The sequence below is a fragment of the Arthrobacter sp. OV608 genome, from assembly GCA_900110595.1.
Lineage (GTDB): Bacteria > Actinomycetota > Actinomycetes > Actinomycetales > Micrococcaceae > Arthrobacter.
On record FOEZ01000012.1, the window covers coordinates 24,777 to 46,504 of the forward strand.

Annotated in this window: 18 protein-coding genes; 11 read left to right on the top strand and 7 right to left on the bottom strand. The window is 66.9% G+C overall.

What is annotated here, in order from left to right; genetic code table 11:
• Window positions 1-115: 115 nt before the first annotated feature.
• The 5 genes from BMX78_RS15380 (at window position 116) to BMX78_RS15400 (ending at window position 5,976) form a co-directional block, all read left to right on the top strand.
• On the top strand, window positions 116-892 hold the full coding sequence (locus BMX78_RS15380; protein WP_091421192.1) for an IclR family transcriptional regulator: 777 nt from the start codon (window positions 116-118) through the stop codon (window positions 890-892).
• Between the two features lie 200 nt (window positions 893-1,092).
• Window positions 1,093-2,787 (top strand): urocanate hydratase, encoded by a 1,695-nt coding sequence (hutU, locus tag BMX78_RS15385; RefSeq protein WP_091420913.1) that lies wholly within the window; start codon window positions 1,093-1,095, stop codon window positions 2,785-2,787.
• Between the two features lie 9 nt (window positions 2,788-2,796).
• A complete protein-coding gene (gene hutH / locus BMX78_RS15390; RefSeq protein WP_091420916.1) occupies window positions 2,797-4,389 on the top strand; it encodes a histidine ammonia-lyase in 1,593 nt (530 codons plus the stop codon).
• Between the two features lie 162 nt (window positions 4,390-4,551).
• Entirely contained in the window at window positions 4,552-4,788 is a 237-nt protein-coding gene (locus BMX78_RS15395; RefSeq protein ID WP_091420919.1) for a hypothetical protein, read from the top strand.
• 267 nt (window positions 4,789-5,055) lie between these two features.
• A complete protein-coding gene (locus tag BMX78_RS15400) occupies window positions 5,056-5,976 on the top strand; it encodes a fumarylacetoacetate hydrolase family protein (protein ID WP_091420921.1) in 921 nt (306 codons plus the stop codon).
• Here BMX78_RS15400 and BMX78_RS15405 read toward each other — a convergent pair.
• From BMX78_RS15405 to BMX78_RS15420, 4 genes are all read right to left on the bottom strand, one after another.
• The gene (locus tag BMX78_RS15405; protein ID WP_091420924.1) at window positions 5,973-6,362 is read right to left on the bottom strand and encodes a universal stress protein; all 390 of its coding nucleotides are present in this window, start codon (window positions 6,360-6,362) and stop codon (window positions 5,973-5,975) included. The two genes, BMX78_RS15400 and BMX78_RS15405, sit on opposite strands and share 4 nt — an antisense overlap.
• Before the next feature lie 68 nt (window positions 6,363-6,430).
• Window positions 6,431-7,975, bottom strand: coding sequence for a tripartite tricarboxylate transporter permease (locus BMX78_RS15410; protein WP_091420926.1), 1,545 nt, complete (start codon window positions 7,973-7,975; stop codon window positions 6,431-6,433).
• Window positions 7,976-8,479, bottom strand: coding sequence for a tripartite tricarboxylate transporter TctB family protein (locus BMX78_RS15415; protein ID WP_091420928.1), 504 nt, complete (start codon window positions 8,477-8,479; stop codon window positions 7,976-7,978).
• The gene (locus BMX78_RS15420; protein ID WP_091420931.1) at window positions 8,476-9,486 is read right to left on the bottom strand and encodes a Bug family tripartite tricarboxylate transporter substrate binding protein; all 1,011 of its coding nucleotides are present in this window, start codon (window positions 9,484-9,486) and stop codon (window positions 8,476-8,478) included. The genes BMX78_RS15415 and BMX78_RS15420 overlap by 4 nt, the downstream gene beginning before the upstream one ends.
• Before the next feature lie 297 nt (window positions 9,487-9,783).
• Between BMX78_RS15420 and BMX78_RS15425 the strand changes: the two genes are divergently transcribed.
• On the top strand, window positions 9,784-11,400 hold the full coding sequence (locus BMX78_RS15425; protein ID WP_091420934.1) for a sensor histidine kinase: 1,617 nt from the start codon (window positions 9,784-9,786) through the stop codon (window positions 11,398-11,400).
• Window positions 11,397-12,065 (top strand): response regulator, encoded by a 669-nt coding sequence (locus BMX78_RS15430; protein WP_091420937.1) that lies wholly within the window; start codon window positions 11,397-11,399, stop codon window positions 12,063-12,065. Before BMX78_RS15425 ends, BMX78_RS15430 begins: the two co-directional genes overlap by 4 nt.
• 7 nt (window positions 12,066-12,072) lie before the next feature.
• Here BMX78_RS15430 and hutG read toward each other — a convergent pair whose 3' ends face one another.
• Complete coding sequence (gene hutG / locus BMX78_RS15435) at window positions 12,073-13,026, bottom strand: formimidoylglutamase (protein WP_091420940.1); 954 nt, start codon at window positions 13,024-13,026, stop codon at window positions 12,073-12,075.
• 176 nt (window positions 13,027-13,202) lie between these two features.
• Here hutG and BMX78_RS15440 point away from each other — a divergent pair, with 176 nt between their 5' ends.
• Entirely contained in the window at window positions 13,203-14,507 is a 1,305-nt protein-coding gene (locus BMX78_RS15440) for a cation:proton antiporter (RefSeq protein ID WP_091420942.1), read from the top strand.
• Between the two features lie 7 nt (window positions 14,508-14,514).
• Here the strand turns inward: BMX78_RS15440 and BMX78_RS15445 are convergent, their stop codons facing one another.
• Window positions 14,515-15,957, bottom strand: coding sequence for an NCS2 family permease (locus BMX78_RS15445; protein WP_091420945.1), 1,443 nt, complete (start codon window positions 15,955-15,957; stop codon window positions 14,515-14,517).
• Between the two features lie 113 nt (window positions 15,958-16,070).
• Between BMX78_RS15445 and BMX78_RS15450 the strand changes: the two genes are divergently transcribed.
• Window positions 16,071-16,676, top strand: a complete 606-nt coding sequence (locus BMX78_RS15450) for a copper resistance CopC family protein (RefSeq protein ID WP_091420947.1) — start codon at window positions 16,071-16,073, stop codon at window positions 16,674-16,676.
• Between the two features lie 3 nt (window positions 16,677-16,679).
• Here the strand turns inward: BMX78_RS15450 and BMX78_RS15455 are convergent, their stop codons facing one another.
• On the bottom strand, window positions 16,680-17,306 hold the full coding sequence (locus BMX78_RS15455) for an NAD(P)/FAD-dependent oxidoreductase (protein ID WP_091420949.1): 627 nt from the start codon (window positions 17,304-17,306) through the stop codon (window positions 16,680-16,682).
• Between the two features lie 493 nt (window positions 17,307-17,799).
• Here BMX78_RS15455 and BMX78_RS15460 point away from each other — a divergent pair, with 493 nt between their 5' ends.
• Window positions 17,800-18,837, top strand: a complete 1,038-nt coding sequence (locus BMX78_RS15460) for a universal stress protein (RefSeq protein ID WP_091420953.1) — start codon at window positions 17,800-17,802, stop codon at window positions 18,835-18,837.
• Window positions 18,838-18,868: 31 nt separating this feature from the next.
• A complete protein-coding gene (locus BMX78_RS15465) occupies window positions 18,869-21,655 on the top strand; it encodes a PEP/pyruvate-binding domain-containing protein (RefSeq protein ID WP_091420955.1) in 2,787 nt (928 codons plus the stop codon).
• Window positions 21,656-21,728 lie beyond the last annotated feature (73 nt).

The window sequence follows — 21,728 nt, forward strand, 5'->3', positions numbered from 1 at the left end:
TCCCGGATAGCCCCGGGATGTACCGCCAACAAAAAAGGAGGTTCCGGTGTTAGCCACCGAAGCGAGGCCGGAGGCCGGCAACGAATCAAAAGCGGCCTCAAAAGCGGCCTCCAAACTGGCGTCGAAGGTCCCCGCTGCCGAGAACACGCTCCGCATCCTCAAACTGTTGGCCTCCCGGCGCGGCCCGATGGCGGCGTCGCAAATTGCCTCAACCCTGGGCCTGCCCAGGTCCAGCGTCTACCACCTGCTCGGTGTGATGGAGGCCAATGGCTTCGTGCTCCATCTGCACGAAGAGCAGCGGTACGGGCTCGGAATCAGTGCTTTTGAGCTCAGTTCCGCCTACTCCCGCCAGGAACCGCTGTCCCGGCTGGGCCGGCCGCTGCTCGCCAGCCTGGTGGATGCGCTCGGCGAGAGCGCCCACCTGGCGGTCCTGCATGGACGCGACGTCCTCTACATTGTCGAGGAACGGGCCAAGAACCGGCCGTCCCTGGTGACAGACGTCGGCGTCCGGCTCCCCAGCCACCTCACCGCCAGCGGCCGCGCGATCCTTGCCGCGCTGCCCAAGTCCCAAGTACGCGCCCTGTACCCGAATGCCGCCGCCTTCTCGGCCCGGCACGAGGTGGAGGGCGCCATCATGAAGTACTCGGCGCTGTCCTCCCACCTGGACCAGGTCCGGCAGCGCGGCTACGCCACGGAACACGGAGAGGTAACTCCAGGTTTCGGCTCCATCGCGGCCGCCGTAACGGATCACCTGGGATGGCCGACGGCGGCAGTCGCCGTGACGTTCCTCGAGGACAAGTTGCCGGTGGAGGAATGGCCGGTCCTGGCCGGCCGGGTGCAAAAAGTTGCCGACGAACTCTCACTCCGGCTCCACGGCCGCCCCGTCAAGTAGCCGCCCCCGCATTTGTGCCATCGCTTGTTGTCCCCAACCAGGGCTTTTGGCAACCAAAAGTGATGGCGCAACGGGAGGGGTGGGAGCGTCTGGAATGCCGGACAGCACCCTTCCAAAACCCCTGTAAAGCCCTCCCGCCAAGGGCTTTAGTTGATACAGAACTTCTTTCACATCACAGACACCAACGAAAAGGAGCCATCATGGCACCCGCCGATTTCACCACCGGTGCCCGCCCGGTCAAAGCTGCCCGCGGCACTGAGCTCACCGCCAAGTCCTGGCAGACCGAAGCCCCGCTGCGGATGCTGATGAACAACCTTGACCCGGAGGTGGCCGAGCGCCCGGACGATCTGGTGGTTTATGGCGGCACCGGCCGGGCCGTCCGGTCCTGGGCCGCATTCGACGCCATCACCCGCACCCTGGAAACCATGGAGAAGGACGAGACCCTCCTGGTCCAGTCCGGCAAGCCCGTAGGTGTCTTCCGCACCAACGAGTGGGCCCCGCGTGTGCTGCTGGCCAACTCCAACCTCGTGGGCGACTGGGCCAACTGGCCCGAATTCCGCCGGCTCGAGGCCGAAGGCCTGATGATGTACGGCCAGATGACCGCCGGGTCCTGGATCTACATCGGCACCCAGGGCATCCTGCAGGGCACCTTCGAAACCTTCGCCGCGATCGCCCGCAAGCTGACCGGCGACGAAAACGGCACCCTCGCCGGCACCCTCACGCTCACCGGCGGCTGCGGCGGCATGGGCGGTGCCCAGCCGCTGGCCGTCACCCTGAACGAGGGCGCCTGCCTGATTGTCGACGTCGACGAGACCCGCCTGCGCCGCCGCGCGGGCAAGCGCTACCTCGATGAAGTGGAAACCGACCTCGACGCCGCCATCGCCAAGGTCCTCAAAGCCAAGGAAGAGCGCCGCGGCTGGTCCGTGGGCTATGTCGGCAACGCCGCCGAGGTCTTTCCGGAAATCCTGCGCCGCCACAAGGCTGGGGAGCTCACGGTGGACATCGTCACCGACCAGACCTCCGCCCACGATCCGCTGTCCTACCTGCCCGAGGGCATCACGGTGGCCGAGTGGCACCGCGAGGCCGAGGCCGATCCCGAGGGCTTCACCAAGAAGGCCCAGGCCTCGATGGCACGCCACGTCCAGGCCATGGTGGAATTCCAGGACGCCGGCGCCGAGGTCTTCGACTACGGCAACTCCATCCGCGACGAAGCACGCAAGGGCGGCTACACCCGGGCGTTCGAGTTCCCTGGCTTCGTTCCGGCCTACATCCGGCCCCTGTTCTGCGAGGGCCTGGGCCCGTTCCGCTGGGTGGCCCTGTCCGGTGACCCGGAAGACATCCGCATCACCGACGAGGCCATCAAGGAGCTGTTCCCCGAGAACAAGCACCTGCACCGCTGGATCGACGCCGCCCAGGAACGCGTCGAGTTCGAAGGCCTGCCGGCACGCATCTGCTGGCTCGGTTATGGCGAGCGCGCCAAGGCCGGCCTGCTGTTCAACCAGCTCGTCAAGGAAGGCAAGGTCAAGGCGCCCATCGTCATCGGCCGCGACCACCTGGACTCCGGCTCCGTCGCCTCCCCGTACCGCGAAACCGAGGCCATGGCGGACGGTTCGGATGCCATCGCCGACTGGCCTATGCTCAACGCCCTGCTTAACACCGCCTCCGGTGCCACGTGGGTCTCCCTGCACCACGGCGGTGGCGTGGGCATCGGCCGGTCCATCCACGCCGGCCAGGTCTCCGTCGCTGACGGCAGCGACCTTGCGGCGCAGAAGCTCGAACGCCTCCTCACCAATGACCCCGGCATGGGCGTCATCCGCCACGCCGACGCCGGCTACGACCGCGCCCTCGACGTCGCCAAAGAACGTGGCGTCCGCATCCCGATGAACGAGAAGTAGGAACCACAAGTGACTCTCACAACCCACGAACCGCTCACCGTCACCCTCGGCTCCAGCGGCGTCACGCCCGAGGACGTTGTCGCCGTCGCACGCCACAACGCCAAGATCACCATTTCCCCGGATGCCCTGGAAACGGTCGCCAAGGTCCGCGCCCACATCGATGACCTCGCCTCCAGCGACGTCCCCGCCTACGGCATCTCCACCGGCTTCGGCGCCCTGGCCAACCGCCACATCCCCAACGAACTGCGCACCCAGCTCCAGAAAAGCCTGATCCGCAGCCACGCCGCCGGCATGGGCCCGGCCGTGGAACGTGAAGTGGTGCGCGGCATCATGTTCCTGCGTGCAAAGACCCTCGCCTCCGGCCGCACCGGCGTCCGCCCGGTGGTCCTGCAGACCATGGTGGACGTCCTCAATGCCGGCATCACGCCCGTGGTCCGCGAGTTCGGGTCACTCGGCTGCTCGGGCGACCTCGCCCCGCTGTCCCACTGCGCCCTGGTCCTGATGGGCGAAGGCGAGGCGGAAGGGCCCGACGGCGTGACGTACGGCGCCGCCGGCCAGCGCACCGTTGCTGAGCTGCTCGGCGAACACGGCATCGAACCCGTCACCCTCGCCGAAAAGGAAGGCCTGGCCCTGGTGAACGGCACCGAGGGCATGCTGGGCATGCTCCTGATGGCCATCGCCGACCTTCGCCAGCTGCTGACGACGGCGGACATCACCGCCGCACTCAGCGTCGAAGCGCTGCTGGGCACGGACCAGGTGTTCCTGCCCGAGCTCCATGCCGCCCTCCGTCCACACCCGGGACAGGCGGCCAGCGCGGACAACATGCTGCGCGTGCTGTCGGATTCGCCGATCGTGGCCTCCCACAAGGTAGGGGACTCGCGGGTGCAGGACGCCTATTCGCTACGCTGTGCCCCGCAGGTGGCCGGCGCCGTCCGCGACACCGTGGACCACGCGGCACTGGTGGCATCGCGCGAACTGGCTGCGGCCATCGACAACCCGGTGGTCCTGCCGGACGGCCGGGTGAGCTCGAACGGCAACTTCCATGGTGCCCCCGTGGCGTATGTCCTGGATTTCCTGGCCATCGCCGTCGCCGACCTGAGCTCGATTGCCGAGCGGCGGACGGACCGGATGCTGGATCCGGCCCGCTCCCACGGCCTTCCCGCCTTCCTTGCTGCTGACCCGGGAGTGGATTCGGGACTGATGATTGCCCAGTACACCCAGGCAGGGCTGGTGTCCGACAACAAGCGGCTGGCAGTCCCGGCATCCGTGGATTCCATCCCGAGTTCGGCCATGCAGGAAGACCACGTTTCCATGGGCTGGCACGCGGCACGCAAGCTGCGCAAGGCAGTGGAGAACCTCCGCCGGGTCCTGGCCATAGAGCTGGTGACCTCTGCCCGGGCCTTGGATATCCGCACGCAGCTTTCGGGCGGCGTACTGACTCCGGGGCCGGCGGGCGCCGCCGTCGTCGCGGCGCTGCGCGAAAAGGTGGACGGGCCGGGGACCGACCGGTTCCTTTCGCCCGAATTGGAGACGGCTGACCAGCTCGTCGCCGCAGGTGAGGTGCGCAGGGCGGCCGAATCCGCCGTCGGCGTCCTCGCCTAGGAGAGAAGAATCTTCGGATAGAAGCGCAATCCGTCCGCCTGGTGAAATTTCCGCCGACACGGTCATCGGGCGGACGGGGAGTGTAGTAGAACTTAAGGTGTAGCAAAAGTCACATCAACGAAGCTGTGGCGCACGAACATATACAAAGGGGTAGAAGTTCACATGAAAGCACGTGGGGCAGTCCTATCGAGGCGCAATGCCCATTCCGCCGCTGTTTCCGACTGGAGGAGCCTCCGGGCCGGGGAACGCGTCGAAATCATCAAGCAGGCGCATGTGGTAGCCACCGGGGAGGTGGAAGAAGTGTCGCAGAGCGGAAACGTTCTGTGGCTCGTGCCGGCTGGTCCGACTGAGAAGCAGCTCTTTTTGAAGTCCGACGGCGTGCAGGTACGCCGCGGCTGACGCATTTCCAGGACAAACACGAGTCCCCGCGCTGCCTGATGCAGTGCGGGGACTCTTGTTTGGTCGCCGGCCAGGCGTCCGCCGGACAAATTCAGGCGTCGATGACTGCCCTATGTAACACCGTTCGTCCGGGCCGCAACGCGTGGTCTTGCCGCTGCCGGCCCAGTCACAATCGGCGCAGTGGCGAAGGTCCTCCTGCGTCGGACACCATGGTGGTACGCCATCATCAACCGGATTAGGCCGGATGCGAAGAGAAGGAAATCCTGTATGAAAATCATGCGCCTCGGGGACATCGGCAAGGAACAGCCCGCCGTTCTGGCACGGTCCGCCGCCGGAGATGAAGAGTACTTCAGCCTGCTGCCCCTGACCGGGGACGTTGACGGCGCCTTCCTCGCCGGGGGAGGGCTGGCTAAGGTACGCGAAGCCCTCGAAGCCGGCACGTTGCCGGTCCTTGAAGGCGCTGCAGGCCTCCGCATCGGTGCTCCGGTAGTCCGCCCGGGAGCAGTGGTTGGTATTGGCATGAACTACGCCGCGCACGCGGCCGAGTCCGGTTCGGCGCCGCCGGAGATTCCCGTGGTGTTCCTCAAGCCGACGAATACCGTGACCGGCCCCTATGACCCCGCCCCGGTTCCGCCGCACTCCCACAAATACGACTGGGAGGTGGAGCTGGGCATCGTGATCGGGGCGGAGGCCAGCTACCTGCCGTCCATGGAGGCGGCCCAGGACTGCATCGCCGGCTACGTCACCGCCGACGACTTCTCCGAGCGTGAGTACCAGATTCCCGGTGCGGCCGGTCAATGGACCAAGGGCAAGTCCTTGCCCGGCTCCACGCCGCTCGGTCCATGGCTTGTTCCAGCCGGGGAGATCGACGGCGGCAACCTGCGCCTGCGCAGCTGGGTGAACGGCGAAGCCCGGCAGGACTTGTCCACTGCCGGGCTGATTTTCGACGCTGCCACCCTGGTGCACCACTGCAGCCAGTACATGCGGCTGGAGCCCGGTGATGTGATCATCACCGGGACTCCAGAAGGTGTTGCACTGAGCGGCCGCTTCCCATACCTGCGGCCGGGCGACGTGGTGGAGGTTGAAGTTGAGGGCCTGGGGCGCCAGCGCCAGGAACTTTACCGCGCACGTCCGGCAAGCGCGGCGCCCGCGAAGCCGGCGCCGCAGGTACAGCTTCAGTCCAGCTAGGCCTTCACTGCCAGGACCGGGCAGTCGGCTTCGAGCAGGATCCGCTGGGACACGCTGCCCATGATCAACTTGCCCACCGGTGTCCGGCGCCGCAGCCCGATCACAATCAATTCGGCATTGTTCTCCTCCGCGGCATCCAGGACCTCGGCGGCGGCATCGTGGCCACGGACCGGCTGCTTGATCACGTGGTCGATGCCCTGGGTGGCCAGCCGGTCCTCAATGCTCTGGATCTCCGGCTCCTGGGCGTAGCGGTTGTCCACCAGGGCATCGCCCTTGGAGGAGTTGATAACCAGCAGCTGTGTGTTGTTCTTGCGGGCTTCGGTAATGGCCTGCGTCAGGGCTGCTTCACCCTCGGGGGTCGGGACGTATCCCACCACGATGGTCATGGCTGGTTCTCTTTTCTGTAGGTCTTGTTGCGTACGGGGCATGGTCCGGAGAGGGTGTCCGGGACCGGTCAGCCAACGTCCGTCGGTTCGGGAGCGCCGGAATTGGCAGGAAGCAGCGGCTTGCGCGCCGGACCGTTCCGCTTGACCAGCTTGAAGACCAGCGGCCACAGCAGGATGAGTCCCACGAGGATGTAGACAACGACGGCGATCGGCTCGCTGAAGAGGCCGGCGGGGTCACCGGCGCTGAGCTGCAGCGTCTTCCGGAGCTGGCCTTCAATGCGCGGGCCAAGGATCACGCCCAGGATGAGCGGCAGCACGGGCAGGCCGAAGCGCCGCATCATGAACCCGAGGACGCCGAGCACCAGCAGGATCACCAGATCGAACGCCTGCAGGTTCACCGAGTAGGCGCCCAGCGTGGCGAAGAAGAGGATGCCCGCGTACAGGTACGGCCGGGGGAGCTGCAGGAGTTTCGCCCACATCGGTGCCAGCGGCAGGTTGATCAGCAGGAGCAGCAGGTTCCCGATGAACAGGCTCGCGATCAGGGCCCACACGAGGGGACCCTGGCTGCTGAAGAGCTGCGGGCCCGGCTGGATGCCGTAGGACGTAAAGGCGGCGAGCATCACCGCGGCGGTGGCGTTGGTGGGAAGGCCCAGCGCCAGCATGGGGGTCAGGGTGCCGGCGGCGGCAGCATTGTTGGCAGCCTCGGGGCCGGCAACACCTTCAATGGCACCCTTGCCGAACTCTTCGGGGTGTTTGCTGAGGCGCTTCTCCGTGACATAGGACAGGAACGTGGGGATCTCGGCGCCACCGGCCGGCAGCGCGCCGAAGGGGAAGCCGAAGGCGGTGCCGCGCAGCCACGGCTTCCAGGAGCGCTTCCAGTCGGACTTGCCCATCCAGGGCTGCCCCACCGGAATGGCATGCAGCGGCGTGCGGCGCAGGTGGGCTGCAACCCAGAGGGCTTCGCCCACGGCGAAGATGGCCACTGCCACTACAACGATGTCCAGCCCGTCCGCGAGCAGCGGCTGGCCGAACGTCAGGCGGCGCTGGCCGGTGACGGAGTCGATGCCCACCAGGCCGATGGCGAGGCCGAGTGCCAGCGAGGCGAAGCCGCGGAGCCGGGACGAGCCCAGGACGGCGGTGACGGCCAGCAGGGCCAGGACCATGATGGCGAAGTAGCTGGGGGCTCCGAGGCTGACGGCGAACTGGACCACGATCGGTGCGCAGACGGCAAGGAGGGCGGTGCCGATGGTGCCGGCAACGAACGAGCCGATGGCCGCCGTCGCAAGCGCCTGGGCCGCCCGGCCGGCCTTGGCCATTTTGTTGCCCTCGATCGCCGTCACCACCGAGGACGATTCACCTGGTGTGTTCAGCAGGATGGAGGTGGTGGATCCGCCGTACATGCCGCCGTAGTAGATGCCGGCGAACATGATGAAGGCGCTGGTGGGTTCCAGGGCGTAGGTGACCGGAAGCAGCAGGGCCACGGTCATGGCCGGGCCGAGGCCCGGAAGGACGCCGACGGCGGTGCCCAGGAGCACGCCGATCACGGCGTACAGGAGATTCATGGGGGTCAGGGCGGTGGCGAAGCCGTCCATCAGTGAGGACCAGACGTCCATTTAGAGGATTCCTTCCAGGAGTCCGGCGGGCAGTGCGATGCCGAGGCCGAGGTAGAAGCCGTAGAAGGTCAGCAGCGACATGGCAATGGAGATGAGCCCGTCGCGGATGTAGTGGCGGCTGCCGAGGGCCAGCACGCAGCCCCAGAAAAGGACGGTGCCGGAGATGACCCATCCGGCCCAGTCGATGAGCAGGATGTTCAGGATGAATGCGCCGGCCAGGGGCAGGACGGTCTTCCAGTCGGCGGGGTGGGTGAGGTCCACATCTTCGCCGCCTTCAGCTTCGCCCTGGCCGCCGCGGAAGACGTTGATGGCAAGCAGGACGGCGCAGACCACCAGCAGGCCGGCCACGATGTAGGGAACGGTTTTGGGGCCGACGGGATCGGATTGGGAGTACGGGGTTACCAGGCGGTTGGCGTCCACGAAAACCACGACGCCGGCCGCGCCGAGCAGGAGTGCAACTCCCAGCTCGGCGCGTCCTTTGAGGCCTGTTGTCAGGGAGCTCACGCCAACCCAAGCTTGGTGAGCACGTCCGCCACCCGCTTGTCCTGGTCGGAGAGGAAGGACTTGAACTCATCGCCGGTGATGAAGGCATCGGTCCAGCCGCGCGTCTTCAACGTTTCCTTCCAGCCCGCGGTACCGTGCATCTTCTCCAGGGCGCCGATCAGCTTGGTCTTGTCCGCATCGCTGATGCCCGGAGGGGCCACCATGCCGCGCCAGTTGGTGAACACCAGGTCGATGTTGGATTCCTTCAGCGTGGGTGCGTCCACTCCCTCGATCCGCTTTTCGCCACTCGTGGCCAGGACGCGTACTTCGCCGGACTTGATCTGTTGCAGGAGCTCGCCGGGGCCGGAGGCGGCAAAACCGAGCTTGTTGCCGAGGATCGCGGGAAGCAGGTCACCGCCGCCGTCGTAGGCCACGTAGTTGACCTTGGTGGCGTCGATGCCTACGGCACCGGCCAGCTGCATGGGCAGGAGGTGGTCGGGGCCGCCGGGGGAGGAGCCGCCGCCGACGGAGATGGAACCGGGGTCGGCCTTCCAGGCCTTCACGAGCTCGTCAATGGTCTTGTACGGGGAATCCTTGCTGACCATGATGGCGCCGGGTTCCTCGATGAGACGGGCCAGCGGCGTGGTTTCGGTGAGCTTCGATTCGGACTTGTTGGTGTAGCTCGCGCCCACCACGCCCAGGCCCATCAGCATGGCCAGATCCCCGTTGCCCTTTTCGTTCACCACGCGGGCCAGGCCCACGGTGCCGCCGGCGCCGGCGAGGTTGAAGACTTCGGTGTTGGTGGAGATCTTCTCGTCGTCGAGAACCTTCGCTGCTGCCCGGGCGGTGGTGTCATAGCCGCCGCCCGGGGTATTCGGGACCATGATCTGCAGGCCGGTGATGGGTCCGGCGGCAGCGCCGGAGCTTTCCGTACCGGTGGAGCTCTTTCCGGTGGCACCGCAGCCGGTGGCCATCAGGGCGATGCCGGCGGCGACGGCGGCAATACGCAATGCGCGGATCTGGCGCATGGTGTTCCTCTTCTCATGAAAAATGATCAGCAAGACTGACTTGGTGATTCGATGCTAGGTTCCGCGGTGACGCCGGTCACTCTTATGTACGCAGAGAAAGTTAAGTTCATTGCGTTCACGTTTCACGGAACGAACCGCGGCTGCCGCGTCTGGGCTTGAAAAGGCCGCAAACCCTGCCACTGGCGCTGCCTGCGGTATAGTTCCCGTACCTCCGCAGGGGCCGACAACGCGGGAACCTGGCCGGAGATACCCGCTGTACCATCCAAAGGACCAACCACAGTGACTCGACGAAGAGGGATGTCCCTCGCGGGGCAATACCTCGTGCTGCAGTTGCTGATCGTGTTGGCGGTCCTGGTGGCGGTGGTGGCCATCTCCCTGGCCCAGTCCGCCGCAACGTTTGAACGGGTGGAGGGCCGGCGCGCGCTCTCTGCCGCCGAAGCCCTGGGCAACAACCCGGCGGTCCGTGAACTGCTTCCAACGGCCGAGCCCCGCAACGGAGCGGCACTCCCTGCCGTGGCTGAGGCCGTGCGGACGCTGTCCGGATCGTCCCAGGTGGCGTTGGCGAAACAGGACCGAACCGTGGTTGCCTCCTCGGACCCCAGTTTGCTGGGCGAGAAGCTGGACATTGGGCCGAGCCGGGTCATGGAGGGCCGCGCCTGGACCGGTGTGGTGGCCGAAAGCAATGCAGCGGTCCTGTCCGCGCACGTCCCGGTGCTGAATGATGCCGGACAGATGATCGGCATCGCCTCCATCAGCCGGAACTACCCCACCACGCTGGAGCGGCTGGGGGATGCCGTTCCCAACCTTCTCACCTACCTCGGCGTTGCCAGCGTCCTGGGGGTGGCCGGTTCGCTGCTGCTGTCCCGGCGCGTCAAACGCCAGACCCTGGGTATGGAACCGAGTGAGATTACCGGTTTGGTGGAAAACCGGGAAGCCATGCTGCACGGGCTCAAGGAAGGCGTGGTGGCGCTCGATCCGAACGAACGGATCACTGTGGCCAACGACAGCGCCCGCGAACTGCTGGGCCTGCCGGCAGACTGCGTGGGCAAGAAGGTTTCATCGCTCCCCGTGGATTCGGCTTTGAAGACGGTCCTCACGCGCAACCAGCCGGACCCCGACCAGCTGGTGCTCGTGGGGGAGCGGCTGGTGGTCCTGAACCGCGTTCCCATCCGGTCCCGCGGCCGCGAAATAGGCTCGGTGACCACGTTGCGCGACCGCACCGAGATGTCCTCGCTTGAGCGTGAGCTGGGCGCAACCCGCACCGCCACGGATACGCTCCGCGCGCAGGCCCACGAGTTCGCCAACCAGCTCCACGTGATCTCGGGCCTGATCCAGATCGGTGAATATGATTCGGTGGTGCAGTTCGTTAATGGCGCCACAGTGGACCGGACCCGGCTCAACGATGAAGTCACCAGCCGCATCCACGATCCCGCCCTCGCCGCTCTGCTCATTGCCAAATCCAGCCTCGCCACCGAGCGTGGGGTGGCCCTGCAGCTGGATCCCGAATCTGCCCTGCGTCCGGTCAGCGACGAGTTGTCGCGCGACCTCACCACGGTGGTGGGGAACCTCGTGGACAATGCGTTCGACGCCGTGACAGGACGTCCGGACGCCGCTGTCCGGGTGCTGGTGGAGGAGGGCCGGGACCCCTTCACCGCAGCCGGCCACGTGACCGTCACTGTGCGGGATAACGGTCCGGGTGTCCCGGACCAGGCGGTGGAGGAGATTTTCCGCCAGGGGTTTACCACCAAAGATGCCGGGCCCGCGGACGGGCGCGGCTTCGGCCTGGCCCTGTCCCGCGTGGTTTGCCGGAGGTCCGGGGGTGATCTCACTGTGGCCAACCACAATGGAGCGGTGTTCACCGCCCGGTTCATCAGAGGTACAACCCAGCCCAAGGGAGGTGCAACAAAGCCATGATCAAGGTGCTGATCGTTGACGACGACTTTATGGTGGCCAAGGTGCACGCAGGCTTCATCCAGCGGACACCCGGGTTCGCGGTGGTGGGCGTGGCGCATACCGGCGCCCAGGCCGTGGTGGAAACCGGCCGGCTGCAGCCGGACCTTGTGCTGCTGGACATCCACCTTCCGGACATCAACGGCCTGGACCTTATGCATCAGCTGCGCGATGTTGCCCCGGAACTGGACGTGCTGGTCATCAGTGCCGCCCGTGAGGTCGAAACAGTACGCAAGGCGCTGCGGGGCGGGATTGTGCACTACCTGATCAAGCCGTTCTCCCAGTCGGACCTGCAGGAACGGCTGGAGCATTACCGCAGCGCCTACCAGGGCCTGGACTCCGCCAAGGATGTGGCCGAGCAGTCGGACGTCAACCGGGTGTTTGGCCTTGACCGGACGGAGCGGCCGCTGCCCAAGGGCTGCAGCATCGAGACGCTGAAGCTGGTGGAGGCCGCCCTGAACGCGGCGGCAGGTGACCTGTCCGCGGCCGAGGTGGCCGAGCAGGTGGGGACGTCCCGGGTCAGTGCCCGCCGCTACCTCGAATACCTGTATGACGAAGGAACGCTGGACGTCCGGCTCAAGTACGGGGTGGGGCGCCCGGAGCGGCGCTACGTCCTCAAAGGCCAGTAGCCGCCGGTCAGCGCAGCAGGGTGTCGATCAGCCGCGCGGCAACTTTCGCGGTCCGGCCGTCGATATCGAATTCCGGGTTCAGCTCCGCGACGTCAAGATGCAGCAGCTTCCGTGACCGCGCCACCTGGCGGCACACAGCACTGATCACCGGAAGCGGCACCCCGAAAGCGGCGGGGGCACTGACACCGGGTGCCACCGCTGCGGGCAGCACGTCAAGGTCGATGGTCAGGTAGAGGACGTCGATGTCCGCGAGGAACCCTGCCACGAATTCCTGCACCCGGTCCGCTCCGCAGTCCTCATCCAGCAGGTACCGCACGCCCAGTTTCCGTGCCGTCTCGAAGAGGGTGCGGGTGTTGTTGGGTTCGGAGATTCCGACGACGGCGTAACGGAAGTCCCGCCCGGCGGCTGCTTCCGCGCGGGCCATCTGAAGGAAGGGTGTGCCGGAACTGGGGACGGGCTCGTCACGCAGGTCGAAGTGGGCGTCCAGGTTCAGCACGCCCAGCCTCAGGCCGCCCTGGACGGCGGCGGATGCGGCAACACCCGAATAGCTCGCATAGGCGGTTTCGTGGCCGCCGCCCAGCACCACGGTGAGCTGCCCGGCGTCGAGCATGTCCCTCACGGCGCGGCCGGCGCGGTCCTGTCCTGCCTCCAATTCCGAGCCGGAGACCACCACATCACCGGCGTCCGCCACGGGTCGCTCCAGGTGGTAAGCCAACGGGCCCAGGGCGGCGCGAAGGGCAGCGGGAGCGTTGGCTGCACCAACGCGGCCCTTGTTCCGGCGCACCCCCTCGTCGCTGCAAAAGCCGAGCAGCGCTGCAGGCTTTGTTCCGGGGCCGGCCGACGGTCCGGCGTCGTACGCTTTTACCGCCTGCCACCAGCGGAGGTGCCCTGCACCGTCGCCATCAAACCTGCCGGTCCAGGGCTGGGGCGGGACGTCGACGGCAGGGGTTGAGGAAGGCATGGTTCAAGCTCACCGCATGCCGGGGACGAAAACCAGCAACGGGGCCGTGATGGTGTCTGGAATTCAAGAAGCTGCCGGCGGAAACCGGAGAGGCTAAGGTGGAGCAATCCCTTCCGGGACCATGCCATCTTGCCGCGCCACGAGGGCGCCATCGACCCAGGCCGGAGAACATCACCGTGTTTGAAGCCCCCAACATCCTGTTTGCCGCTGCCGGACTTGCCGTGTTCACCGCCGCTGTGCTCCCCAAACTGCTGCGCGACATGCCCTTCTCCATGCCGATGGTTTTCCTCGGGGCGGGCATGGGCGCGTTTGCCCTGATTCCCACCCTTCCGGACCCGGACCCCGTAGCGCACGGCGACTTTGTCCTTCACCTCTCGGAAATTTGCGTGATCATTTCGCTGATGGGCGCCGGGCTGGCGCTGGACCGGCCCGTGGGGCGGCGGCAGTGGTCAACTACCTGGCGCCTGCTGGGGATCGCCATGCCGTTGTGCATCATCGGACTGACCCTGCTGGGGATGTGGTTGCTGGGGCTGGGCCTCGGCGCCGCCCTGCTGGTGGCGTCCAGCCTGGCGCCCACGGACCCCGTCCTTGCCTCCGAGGTGCAGGTGGGCGAGCCCGCGGACGAAGACGGCGGCACCAACAAGGAGGACGAGGTCCGTTTTGGCCTCACCTCCGAAGCCGGCCTCAACGACGGACTGGCCTTCCCCTTCGTCTACCTTGCCATCGCCATCAGCATCGCCGGCTCAGCTCCATCTGACTGGTTCGCGGAATGGTTCGGCGTGGATGTGCTGTGGCGGCTTGCCCTCGGCCTGCTGGTGGGCTTCCTGACCGGCAAGGTCCTGGCCAGGCTCTTCTTCTCCGCCCGCGCCGACAGCCTGCGGCTGTCCAACCACTCCGAGGGCTTCGTGGCGCTCGCCGCCACTTTCCTGGCCTACGGCGTCACCGAGATGGTGGAGGGCTACGGGTTCATTGCCGTGTTTGTCTGCGCCGTGACCATCCGCGCCGCAGAACGCACACATGGGTACCACCGGGTGCTGCACTCCTATGTGGAACAGCTCGAACGGCTCCTCACCGTGGTGATCCTGGTCCTGTTGGGCGGCGCAATCGCCCGCGGGCTGCTGGCGGGAATCGGCTGGGCCGAGGTGCTGGTGGCGCTCGCATTCCTGCTGGTGGTGCGGCCCCTGGCGGGCTGGCTCGGGCTGCTGGGCGGCAAGACCGGCCCGCGGGAACGGATTGCCCTCTCGTTCTTCGGAATCCGCGGAATCGGCTCCCTGTACTACCTCTCCTATGCCCTGGGCAAGGGCCGCTTTGCAGACCAGGCGGAGTGGCTGTGGGCTTTTGTGGGCCTGGTGGTGGCGCTCTCAATCGTGATCCATGGCGCCACCACCTCACCGCTGATGAACCGGCTGGACAGGCTGCGCGTTGTCAGGGCCAGGGCGGTCTCCGGAGATGAGGGGCTGGCCCCCAACACCCCTGTGTAGGCGGTTGCTACATTCCGACGGCGGCCTCGATGGGACCAATCGCGAAGAACAGCAGGAACGCCCCGGCCACCGCCCACATCAGGGGGTGGATGTCCTTGACCCGGCCCTGGACGGTGCGGATCAGGACGTAGGCGATGAAGCCGGCACCGAGGCCGTTGGCGATCGAGTAGGTGAACGGCATCAGCGAGAAGGTGAGGAAGGCAGGGATGGCGATGCCCCAGTCCTGCCAGTCGATCTTGCCCACCTGGGAGACCATCATGAAGCCCACCACCACCAGGGCCGGAGCCACGGCTTCGAAGGGCACCAGGTTGATGAGCGGGGTGAAGAACATGGCCACGAGGAACAAAAGGCCCGTGACGATCGAGGCGATGCCCGTCCGGGCGCCTTCACCGATTCCGGCGCCCGCCTCGACGTAGATCTGGTTGGAGGACACCGACGCGCCGCCGCCGGCGATGGCGCCGAGGGCGTCCACCTGCAGGACGCGGTCGACGTCGGGAATGTTGCCGTGCTCGTCCACCGTGCCGGCTTCATTGGCCAGGCCCACCATGGTGCCCATGGCGTCGAAGAAGATGCTGAGCAGAATCACAAAGGCCAGCAGGGTGGCAGCCACAAAGCCGAGGTGCTGGAAGGCGCCGAATGGGTTGGCCTTGCCGATCAGGGACAGGTCCGGGGCTGCCCATTCGCTGAAGGCGGGGGCCACCAGGGACCAGCCCTGGGGGTTGAAGGGCTTGCCCGGCTGCACGCTGGGGCCGATGTGCAGCGTCATCTCCACGACCACCGCGATGACGGTGGAGCTGATGATGCCGATCAGGATTGCTCCCTTGACCTTCCGGACCACCAGCGCGATGGTCAGGACCAGGCCAAACACGAACACGGCGGTGGGCCAGCCAAGGAGCTTGCCCTCGAAGCCGAGGCCAACCGGAACCGTGGTCCCGGCCACGTCCGGGATGCGCCGGACGAAGCCGGCGTTGACCAGTCCGATCAGGGCAATGAACAAACCGATGCCCACCACGATCGCCGTCTTCAGGCCCTCCGGAACAGCTTTGAACACCGCGGTGCGGAACCCGGTGAGGACCAGGATCAGCATGGTGACGCCGGACATCACTACCAGGCCCATCATGTCCGGCCACGTCAGGCCAGGATTGGTGGCAACGGTGACTGCAACAAAGGCGTTGACACCCAGCCCGGTGGCCAGTGCGAAGGGGTGCTTGGCCCAGGCTCCCATGAGGATGGTGAGGATGCCGGCAACAAAAGCGGTGACGGCGGCAACGGCGGGAAATCCGAGAGTGGTGCCGCTTGAGTCCGGGCCGGAGAGGATCAGGGGGTTCAACACCACGATGTAGCTCATGGCGAAGAACGTGGCGAAGCCTCCGCGGATCTCGCGCGAGAGGTTGGAACCGCGCTCGGTGATCATGAAATACCGGTCCAGGGCAGAGCCTTGCTTAAGCATTAGTCCTCCGGGGAAGTCTGTGGGGATACCTGAATCCTATGGTGACTTTGGCGGAGAGCCCGCCAATTTCGCCTAGTCTGTTAGGAAGCCAACACCAAGGGAGCAGTCCAAGCATGGGTTCCATCCGCCGCCAGTTACTGGGCTTTGTGCTCGGGTCCTTCGTTTGCGCCGCCGCCTTCCTGGGCCTGGCCGGTCCGGCCGCCGCGCACGACGCCGCCGAATCCAGCAGCCCCGCCCAGGGTGCCTCGGTGGCGGTAGTGCCGGAGCAGGTGTCTGTGACCTTCAGTAACAACCCGCTCGGGATCGGCTCATCCTTCTCCGTCAAGGACGCCTCGGGCGTGGAGTGGGCCGACGGGGCCGTGGAAATTGTGGACAACGAAGCCCGCCAGAAACTCAAGGCCGGGGCTCCTGCCGGGCAGTACACGGTCGCGTGGCGGGTGGTCAGCTCTGATTCGCACCCCATCGAAGGGACCTTCAGCTTCACGGCCGCTGCGGCGGCCGGCGGGGCTGCTCCGGCAGCCACAACGACGGCGGCGGCAACTGTTCCTGCCATCGGAACCGCCCAGCCGGGAAAGACAGCGGCGCCGGAGCCCACAGGCTCGGGCGAGCCGTTCCAATGGAGCATCGTGATTTTCGCCGCTGCCGCGGTGGGGTTGCTTGCCACCCTCGCCATCCTGGCCCGCCGCAGGCTCACGGCAGGCAGTGATGACGAGCGCTGAGCGCTAACAGGGCAGGATCGCCAGGCTGCCGGTGAATGCGGCGCCAACACTGTCCGGGTTGACCTTGGCGGAAATGGCGTGGCCCACCGTTTTGGCCTGGCGCAGCACCTCCTTGGGTGAAGGGGTGATCAGTTCGCCCACTCCCACCAGGTAGATGCCGATGGCACGCATGGCAGCGACGACGTTGCGGCCCACAGTGATGCCGAAGTCGTTGATCATCCGCCGCAGCTGGCTGTGGGCGCAGCGCGTCAGCACGATGTGGTCAGCGATCAGGACGCCGGTGGGCGTGTGCACCTCCCACTGCGGAACGGCTGTGCCCCCCGGAAGGCCCTCCACCATGGTCAATTGGACAGCCCTGGTGGTGTTCCGGACATCCACGTCGTGGCTGGCTGCATAGTTGCGAAGGTGGCGCAGGATTTCGTTCCGTTCACGAAGGGTGACGGGGTCCGCCGCGTCGCAGCGCTGCAGGGAGGCGGTGTTGGCCGGCTGCGCGGCACCCAGGAGGTCCAGCCCGTCCACCACGATGGAGTCAACTCCGCGGCGGCACAGTTCGGCTGCCACAGCCAGGCCGGACAGCCCGGTGCCAATGATCACAGTGGTGGTCTGCTCGGTCCCGGCATTCCCAGGCATGCTTGACACTACAGTTTCCCTCCTTCGAAGATTCGGCAGGTGCAGGCGTCGTCGCCCGCGCGCGTCCCGTTACCCCCAAAGTCCGGCCGCAGTGCATGGCCGGGCAGCGCTCACTTGCATGTGCAGCTGGCGTCCCGGACCAACAATGTCCTGAAGACTACAGAACAATTCCGGTGCTGGATAGCCCAATCCGGAAACATTCACCTGCGGGTGAACACGCTTTCCGTCACACCCCCGAAAGGGCGGGGTTTGGCTGCCGAAATGGGCGGACCGGCCCCGTCGAAAGCGTGCGGCCCCTGGCGCCGGAAGCCTGTGGATAACCTCCCCTGTCCGGCCCTGAACAGGCTTGCTAAGGGACGGTGGACGGAGAATAGTGAGAACTGGAAGCAGGCCCTTCCTTCGCAGCGGCTGCCGCTGAACGGGTGCACGGGGAAGGGTGCGGTTTCTGGCAGAATAGCCGCAACATACGGCAGTATCGCGAGGAGGCGGCCCCATGGGCGCACAAGAGTTGCATCCGGACCCGGCGCGGGACAATGGTGGTGCTCCTGCCGCTCCCGACGGGATTGTTGTTGGCGTGGACGGCTCGGAACATGGCCAGTGCGCCCTGGTCTGGGCAGCCCGCGAAGCGCAGCGCCGCCGCCGCCCCCTGCATATCGTGACCGCGTATTCCGTGCCCATCTTCGCCGCCTCCGGCCTGGACGGTGGATACGCCACTGTGGATGATTCCGTGATCCGCGAGGGCGCGGAAGCCGTGGTCAAGCAGGCGGTGGAGAAGGTTTCCAGGTATGACATCGACGTGAGCGCCTCTGTGGAGAACGGGGATGCCTCGGGTGTGTTGCTGGAGATGTCCCGAACCGCGGAGCTTCTGGTCTTCGGAACCAGGGGCAGGGGCGGATTTGTGGGCAGGCTCCTGGGTTCAGTCAGCAGCGCGCTGCCGGCCCACGCAAAATGCCCCACCGTTACGGTGCCCCTGGTGTGTTCTGACCGCCTGGGTGAAACGACCGAGGACAAACGGATCAGGGCCGAACAGGCCAAAGCCGGGCACCGGCGCGTGGACAACGTGGTGGTGGTCGGCGTTGACGGCTCGGAGCAGGCCCGGGTTGCGGTCCTTGAAGCCGCGGACCAGGCCGAGCGGCTGGGCGCGTCGCTCCGCGTGGTGTGCGCTGTTCCCCAGTACAGCGGTTCACTGGCCTGGGTACCCGCCCCCATGGACCGGAAGGCGCTCTTCGCAGACATCCAGGTGACCCTGGACGCCGGCATGGCCTGGCTGAGGAGCCACTACCCCGGCCTTGCCGCGGAATGCGAACTGCTGGACGGTTCCCCCGTGGATGTGCTGGTGGACGCCAGCCGGCACGTGGAGTTGGTGGTGGTGGGCACGCGCGGCCGCGGCGGCTTCACGGGCATGCTGCTGGGGTCCACTTCGGACGGCGTCCTCCACCATGCGAAGGGACCGGTGATGGTGGTTCCGGACCGTGAGGACCCGCGGCTGGCCGACAGGGCACGTTTCGGGCCCATCCTCGGCGCAGCCTGATCCGGCCCGGCCGCTTCGACAGCGCCACACCATGGCTGCCTACAATCCAGCAGATCCCGGGCAGGAACCGCGCCGGCCCGGTGGGGAAAGCGACCACGCCCTGGTGGTCCGCCTCAGCCACCTCGACGGCAGCATGCTTCCGCTGGTGGGCGGCAAGGCGGCCAATCTTGGCGAACTGATATCGGCAGGGCTGCCCGTGCCGGACGGCTTTTGCCTGACCACTGAGGCGTACAAGGAGGCCACTGTCACTGTCCGTGACGGTGGCCTCCGCCAACTCGGTGACCTTCAAAAGGCGCTGCAGGGAACCACCAACCAGGCCGCCGAACTTGCCGCGCTCGCCGGCACTGTGCGCGAAGCGATCATTGGCCTGCAGGTGCCGCCGCACATTGCCGCAGCCGTAGAGCAGGCCTATTCCGCGCTGGGACATGAAACTCCGGTGGCTGTACGCTCCTCCGCCACGGCCGAAGATCTTCCGTTCGCCAGCTTCGCCGGCCAGCAGGACACCTACCTGAATATCATCGGACCTGAGGCACTCCTGGTGGCCGTGCGGAACTGCTGGGCGTCTCTTTGGACTGACCGTGCAGTGGCCTACCGTGCCGCACTGGGCATCGCGCCCCACGAAGTAGCCCTCGCCGTCGTGATCCAGCGGATGGTTGACGCCGCGGCAGCCGGCGTGATGTTCACCGCCAACCCCCTGACGGGCAGGCGGCGGGAAGCCGTTATCGATGCCGCCCCCGGGCTTGGCGAAGCCGTGGTCTCCGGGGCGGTCAATCCGGACCACTTCGTAGTGGACACGGCTGCACACCGGGTGCTGGAGCGGAAGCTTGGCGATAAGCGCGTTGCCGTCCGGCCCAGGCCAGGCGGTGGAACGGAAACCCACAACGTCCAGGACGGGGCGGACGGTTCGAGCCTGACCGATGGGCAGGCGCTGGAACTTGCCGCGCTGGGCCTGCAGGCCGAGCGGCACTTCGGAGCGCCACAGGACACGGAGTGGGCCATCGATACCGGCGGTGCGCTCTGGCTGACGCAGTCCCGGCCCATCACCACCTTGTATCCCTTACCCGAAAGCCGTTCCGCCGCTGATGGGGGCGCCCGGATATACCTTTGCTTCAGCCTCGCCCAGGGACTGACCCGCCCGCTCACCCCCATGGGGCTGGCATCACTGCGGCTCATTGGCTCCTCTGTTGCGCGGGCAGCAGGGTTCGACGTCCCCGACCCGCGCCGCGGTCCGGCACCCTACGCGGAGGCGGCCCAGCGCATGTACGTCGACGTCACGACGCCCGTCCGGAGCACCGTGGGCCGCCGCATCCTGCCGCGCGTGTTCGACGTCATGGAGGCCCGGTCCGCCACCGTGCTGCGCCAGGTTTTTTCCGACCCCCGATTTTCGGTGACCCGGAAGACCCCGTTCGGACTCCTGCGCCATGTCCTGCCCGCTGCGGTGCGTGCCCGGGCCCCGGAAACCTTGCTCCGCGGGCTGCTGACACCCACGGCGGCGCTCCGCCGCCTCGACCGGTTCAGCCGGCAGTTCGCCGACGAGCTGGAGCTGGATTCAGGAGCCGGCCCCGTGGAACGGCTGGATCACGCAGAGCGGCTCCTGGGAAGCCGGCTTTTTTCGATCGTTCCGGCCATCCTGCCGCTGCCCGCGCTGGGATTCGCCATGCTGTGGGTTGCGGGCAAGCTGCTGGGCGGGCCTGGCCGCGGGGAAGACCTGCAGAAGGTGCTCCGGGGCCTGCCGCAGAATGTGACCACCGAGATGGACCTTGACCTGTGGCGCCTCGCTGCAGCCATGAAGGTTGAACGCGAAGCACGGGAGGCCCTGGAGACACGGGAGCCATCCCGGCTTGCCGCGGATTTCCGCGACGGCACCCTGCCTCCCGTGCTGAATGCAGGCGTGGAGCGGTTCCTGGAACGCTACGGCCACCGCGCGGTGGCGGAGATCGACGTGGGGATGCCGCGCTGGTCCGATGATCCCACGTACATCCTGGGCGTCCTGGCCAACTACCTCCGCCTGGACAATCCGGCCATGGCCCCGGACGCGCAATTCAGCCGCGCCGAGGCTGAGGCGGAGGCTGCAGTGGACCGGCTCGTTGCCGAAGCCCGGGCGCGCGGCAGGGTGCGGTCCGTGCTCGTTGGCGCGGCCCTGCGGCGTGCCAGGTTGTTCGCTGGTTTGCGGGAATCGCCCAAGTACCAGCTGGTCCTTGGCCTTGCTGAAGTACGGAAGCAGCTGGCGCTCGTGGGAGCCGCGCTGGCTGCAGACGGCCGGCTCGAGAGCGCGGATGACGTCTTCTTCCTCGACTTTGATGAGCTTCGGCAGGCGCTGGGCCACACCAGCGCGACCACTGCCGGCCGGCAACGAAACGTCCGCGAACTCATCGTGGAGCGGCGCGCCGCCTATTCCAGCGAATTAGGCAGGCGGCACATCCCCCGGGTCCTGCTCTCAGACGGGACCGAGCCGGAAGTGCTGTACGCCGGCCGCGCCGCTGCGGCGGATGGCGCCCTGACCGGCAGCCCCGCTTCAGCCGGGTCTGTCACAGCTGCCGCCCGGGTCATCCTGGACCCCGTGGGCGCCCACCTGGAACCCGGAGAGATCCTGGTGGCGCCGTCCACCGATCCCGGCTGGACTCCGCTCTTCCTCACCGCCGGCGGCCTGGTGATGGAGATGGGCGGGCCCAACTCCCACGGTGCCGTGGTGGCCCGCGAGTACGGCATCCCTGCCGTGGTGGGAGTCCCGGAGGCCACAGTCCGGCTGGCCACCGGCCAATACATCACGGTCGACGGCGGTGCGGGAACCGTGGTGCCTGCGCAGCCCCGGGGGTAGCCCGGGCAGGTGTAGCGGGCGTATTCGAGGCGTACCCTTGGACTATGGGCTCCAGCGACGGAGACGATCAGCC